The sequence below is a fragment of the Bradyrhizobium sp. PRIMUS42 genome, from assembly GCF_023006515.1.
GTDB lineage: Bacteria > Pseudomonadota > Alphaproteobacteria > Rhizobiales > Xanthobacteraceae > Bradyrhizobium.
In genome coordinates, this window is record NZ_JALBGZ010000455.1 from 1 (window position 1) to 5,313 (window position 5,313).

The 5,313-nt window shown below is 65.0% G+C and carries 2 protein-coding genes and 2 pseudogenes; all 4 read left to right on the forward strand.

The features are described 5' to 3' along the window. Positions 1-1,274, forward strand: a pseudogene (locus tag MOV75_RS26420) (hypothetical protein); the annotation flags it as partial. A gap of 447 nt (positions 1,275-1,721) precedes the next feature. Further along, entirely contained in the window at positions 1,722-4,157 is a 2,436-nt protein-coding gene (gene gyrB, locus MOV75_RS26425; RefSeq protein WP_246928670.1) for a DNA topoisomerase (ATP-hydrolyzing) subunit B, read from the forward strand. 194 nt (positions 4,158-4,351) lie between these two features. Next, a complete protein-coding gene (locus MOV75_RS26430) occupies positions 4,352-4,819 on the forward strand; it encodes a hypothetical protein (RefSeq protein ID WP_246928668.1) in 468 nt (155 codons plus the stop codon). Between the two features lie 119 nt (positions 4,820-4,938). Further along, positions 4,939-5,313 (forward strand): annotated as a pseudogene (locus MOV75_RS26435) (UDP-N-acetylglucosamine 1-carboxyvinyltransferase); the annotation flags it as partial.

The following is a 5,313-nucleotide window of genomic DNA, read 5'->3' on the forward strand; positions in this document are numbered from 1 at the left end:
AGCTCGCCGCGCGCGGCTGGCAGGAGGATGGCAACGCGCCGCTCGCCCCTGGCGACGAGGTCGCGCTCAAGATCTCTTCCGCCGAGGAGACCGGCGTGCTGCGGCTCGGCCGCAAATATGATTTCACCATGATCAGCCTGACCGTGCAGGTGAGGGAATCAGCCCTTGCCGCCCGCGCCAAGGCGAAGAAGGAGGCCGACGAGAGGTTCCTCGGCGATGCCTTGGGTGCGGCTCAGCAGCTCATCGCTGCCGATGAGGCCAGGCGCAAGTCGCAGGCCGCCTCGCTGTCGGACGCGCCGCTCACTGCGCTCGCCGACAGCAAGACGCCGGTGCCGCTGCCCGAAAACGCCGAAGGCGTGAAGTTCGAAGGCGGCGACGGCCGGCTGGAGTTCTCCGCGGCATCGAGCGTGAAGGCACTCAGCGGCTTCTATCGCACGGCGCTGAAGAGCTCGGGCTGGAAGGAGCAGCCTTCCGTCATCAACCCGCCCAACATGGCGGTGATGGCGTTCGCCAAGGGCGGCAAGTCGATCTCGATGACCGTGATGCAGATGGGTCCGAAAGTGAACGTCCGCGCCGACGGATCGGGCCTGGTGACGGAAGCGGCCAAGCCTGCGGCGGCTGCGGAGGTGGAAGTACAGGCCAAATCCTCCGAGCCGCTCAAGCCAGATCCTGACTCCCAATTGCCCGTGCCGACGCAGCGTTCGTCGAAATCGCTTGCCACCACGAAGGTACCCGGCGGCGAGGCGCCGCTCCGCCGCGAGCTGACAGCCAGCATCCCGGCGCCGCTCCAGGACGTCCTCGCCTTCTACCGGGCGGAGCTGACCAAGCTCGGCTGGCAGGAAAAGACCGAGGGCGCGACCGTGTCCGCGGACCGCGCGCAGATCGACTTCACCTCGCCGCAGGGACCCGCCGTGCTCAAGCTCGACCGGGCCAAGGGCGAGACCACGGTCAATCTGGCGCAAAAGAATTCCGATGCGGCTGCTAAGGCCGACATCATGCCGAAGGCGGGACAAGCAAGGCTCATGCTCGGAAATATGGGACCGAACGAGGCCTCGCTGACGATCAACAAGCAGACCGTGAAGATCGCGGCAGGCGCCGGCGGCCCGCGATCACCGAAGGGCCCGATGCTCGATCTGCCGCCGGGCAAGTACCAGTACGCGCTGCGCATGCCCGGGCAACCCGCCCGCACCGAGGCCCTGACTGTTGCCGCTGGCGAGGCCTGGGGCCTTTTGGTGGGCCCGAGCGGGGACGTGCTGCCGCTTCAGATGTACTGAGGCCGCGAGGCCGGTGCGCTCCCTCCCCCGCTTGCGGGGGAAGGTTGGGGAGAGGGTGTCTCCACAACGGGACACTCCCCCAGAGGAAAGAGCCCCCACCCGGCGCTTCGCGCCGACCTCCCCCGCAAGCGGGAGAGGTTGCAGCGAACTCGTGGCCGGCCGATCTAATCAAGTTCGAGCAGGCTACTTCAGAGAGCCTGGGAACCGCCCTTCCAGTCCCCCAAATCCACCCCTTTCGAGGTCCAAAGCGGGCGCTCGAATCGGGCTTTTTGCAGCGGCCGGAATCGGCCTTCAAAAGCCTTGAAAACTCGTTGAAAAACCCTATCTGCTCAAAGGGTTGCCAGAGGATACTTTGCGCTAGGCGCAAGCGGTCTTTCGTGGCACAAATAGGCTCGCAAATCAGCGCCTTTTGCGCCGCTGATTCGGGCGACATTTCGAAGGCCTCTCATGACAGAACCTGCTCGGCAGCCCGCTGCCGAAAACGAGCCCTCCAACGCGAGTGATTACGGCGCGGAATCGATCCGCGTGCTCAAGGGTCTCGATGCCGTCCGCAAGCGCCCGGGCATGTATATCGGCGACACCGACGACGGCTCCGGCCTGCACCACATGGTCTACGAGGTCGTCGACAACGCGATCGACGAAGCCCTCGCGGGCCACGCCACGCGCGTCGATGTCGTGCTCAATGCCGACAATTCCGTCACCGTGCGCGACGACGGACGCGGCATTCCCGTCGACATCCACAAGGGCGAAGGCATCTCGGCGGCCGAGGTCATCATGACCCAGCTCCATGCCGGCGGAAAGTTCGACCAGAACTCCTACAAGGTCTCCGGCGGCCTGCACGGCGTCGGCGTCTCCGTCGTCAACGCGCTGTCGAGCAAGCTCGTGCTGCGCATCTGGCGCGACAACAAGGAGCATACCATCGAGTTCGCCCATGGCGACGCCGTTGCACCGCTCAAGGTCGTCGGCGATGCGCCGGGCAAGCGCGGCACCGAGGTGACGTTCCACGCTTCCCCCGAGACCTTCAAGAACATCGAATACGACTTCGCAACGCTCGAGCACCGGCTGCGCGAGCTCGCCTTCCTCAATTCCGGCGTCAACATCGCCCTCTCCGACATGCGTCACGCGGTCGAGAAGCGCGAGGAGATGCACTATTCCGGCGGCGTCGAGGAATTCGTCAAATATCTCGACCGCAACAAGAAGGCGATCGTGCCGGCGCCGATCATGGTGCGCGCGGAAGCCAACGGCATCGGCGTCGAGGCGGCTTTGTGGTGGAACGACAGCTACCACGAGAACGTGCTGTGCTTCACCAACAACATCCCGCAGCGCGACGGTGGCACCCATCTCGCCGGCTTCCGCGGCGCGCTCACGCGCCAGGTCAACGGCTATGCCGAGGCCAACGCGAAAAAGGAAAAGATCGCGCTGACCGGCGACGACTGCCGCGAAGGTCTCACCGCCGTGCTGTCGGTGAAGGTGCCCGATCCGAAATTCTCGTCGCAGACCAAGGACAAGCTGGTGTCCTCGGAAGTGCGTCCCGTGGTCGAGAACGTCCTCAACGAGGCGCTCCAGGCCTGGTTCGAGGAGCATCCCAGCGAAGCCAAGATGATCGTCGGCAAGGTGATCCAGGCCGCGGCTGCGCGTGAGGCTGCGCGAAAGGCGCGCGAGCTGACGCGCAAGAGCCCGCTCTCGGTCTCCTCGCTGCCCGGCAAGCTCGCCGACTGCCAGGAAAAGGACCCGGCGAAGTCCGAGCTCTTCATCGTCGAGGGCGACTCGGCAGGCGGCAGCGCCAAGCAGGGCCGCAACCGCGAATTTCAGGCCGTCTTGCCGCTCCGCGGCAAGATCCTCAACGTCGAACGCGTCCGTCCCGACAAGATGCTGGGCAGCGAGCAGATCGGCACCTTGATCACCGCACTTGGCACCGGCATCAGCGACGAGTTCTCGATCGAGAAGCTGCGCTATCACAAGATCATCGTGATGACGGACGCCGACGTCGACGGCGCCCACATCCGCACGCTGCTGCTGACCTTCTTCTACCGGCAGATGCGCGACATCATCGACGGCGGTTATCTCTATATCGCCCAGCCGCCGCTGTATAAGGTCTCCAGAGGCAAGTCCGAGCAGTACCTGAAGGACGAGCGGGCGCTCGAAGATTATCTGATCGATACCGGGCTCGACGATTGTGTCTACATTCCCGGCACCGGCGGCGATCGTACCGGCCGCGACCTGCGCTCGCTGGTCGACGACGCCCGCATCGTCCGCAGCATTTTGCGCAATCTGCACAGCCGCTATAATCGCAAGGTTGTCGAGCAAGCAGCCATCACCGGCGTGCTGAACAAGGCGATCTACGGCGATCCCGAAAAGGCCGCTGCGGCCGCACAGTACATCGCGAGCCGGCTGGACAACCAGGCCGACGAGGTTGAGCGCGGCTGGGTCGGGCAATATGTCGAAGGCCATGGCTTCCAGTTCGAGCGCACCGTGCGCGGCGTCAAGGAAGCCGCCGTCATTGACGATGCCTTCCTCGGCTCGGTCGAGGCGCGCAAGCTCGACGAGTACACGGTGAAGCTCCAGGACGTTTATGTCCGCCCTGGCAAGCTGCGGCGCAAGGACGTCGAGCACATGGTCTACGGCCCGGTCGATCTATTCGACGCCGTCACCGACGCCGGCCGCAAGGGCATCACGCTACAGCGCTACAAAGGTCTCGGCGAGATGAACCCGGAGCAGCTCTGGGAGACGACGCTGGACACCGACGCGCGCTCGCTGCTGCAGGTGAAGGTCAAGGAGGTCGACGAGGCCGACGACATCTTCACCAAGCTGATGGGCGACGTGGTCGAGCCGCGCCGCGACTTCATCCAGGAACATTCGCTGAGCGCGACGATCGATATCTAGCGCTTGCTGCTTCCACAACGTCATGGCCGGGCTTGACCCGGCCATCCACGTCTCAACTGCGGCACAAAGAACGTGGATGCCCGGGACAAGCCGGGCATGACGGCTAATGCTTGCGTCCCTGAACCTCACCAGCGTTCCTCGCGACGAAGTGGCATGATCCCGTTGGCCAATTCCGGCCGGGAAGCCTTCTCGCCATGACCGCCTCTGCAACGCCCAGTTCCGCCGTGCCATCCCGCCGTCTCGGCGTGATCGGCAGCATCGTCGGTGTGCTGGCGCTGATCGCGGCCGTCCTGCCGCACTGGGTCATACCCGCGATCTACCCGCCGCCGCCGGCGGACAAGGTGATCGTCGACACCGGACATCGCATCAAGGACCGCGTCATCGCGAAGGTGAAGGGCGTGGAGTATCAGGCCCCGAAGGTCGAAAAATCGGCAGGACGAGCCTGGAGCGAAACCGCGTCAGTCACCGCGATCTCGCTCGGCCTGCTCGCCATCCTGTTCTCGGTCCTCTCGCTGATCTTCCGGGAAGAACGGCTCCTCGCCGCCGTCGCCGCCGCGCTCGGCACCGGCGCCATCGCGATCGAAATCTCCTTCGTCATGATCGGTGCGCTGATCCTGATCGCGATCCTCTATGTTGTGGGGAACATCATCGGGTTGTTCTAGGAGCTGCCGCCTGCCACAAGCTCCAGATCGATGGCCCGGCCAGCGCAATTGCTACCGCGGTCAATTCTCTGTAGTTTCCGCTCGAAACAGCCCACCCAACAGGACAGCGAGAAATCCCCGTGGCGCCCATCCAATACATCGTCGAGGGCGGTCACCGGCTCTCGGGCTCGATCGAGCCGTCCGGCAACAAGAATTCGGCGCTCCCGATCATCGCCGCCGCCCTGCTCACCGAGCATCCGGTGACGCTGGAGAACGTGCCGCGGATCCGCGACACCGAGACGCTGGTCGAGCTGATCCGCTCGGTCGGCGCCTCCGCAGAATGGACGGGGCGCAACACGCTTCATATCCACGCCAAGAGCATCCGCGCCGCCGATCTCGACCCCGAGCTGTGCGTGCGCATCCGCGCTTCGATCCTGCTCGCAGGCCCCCTGCTCGCGCGATGCGGCGAAGTGATGCTGCCGCCGCCCGGCGGCGATGTCATCGGCCGCCGCAGG

What these genes read in the sequence shown, in the direction of transcription:
- MOV75_RS26430 (WP_246928668.1), top strand. Translation starts at nt 4,352, where the DNA reads ATGACCGCCTCTGCAACGCCCAGTTCCGCCGTGCCATCCCGCCGTCTC.
- gyrB (WP_246928670.1), top strand. Translation starts at nt 1,722, where the DNA reads ATGACAGAACCTGCTCGGCAGCCCGCTGCCGAAAACGAGCCCTCCAAC.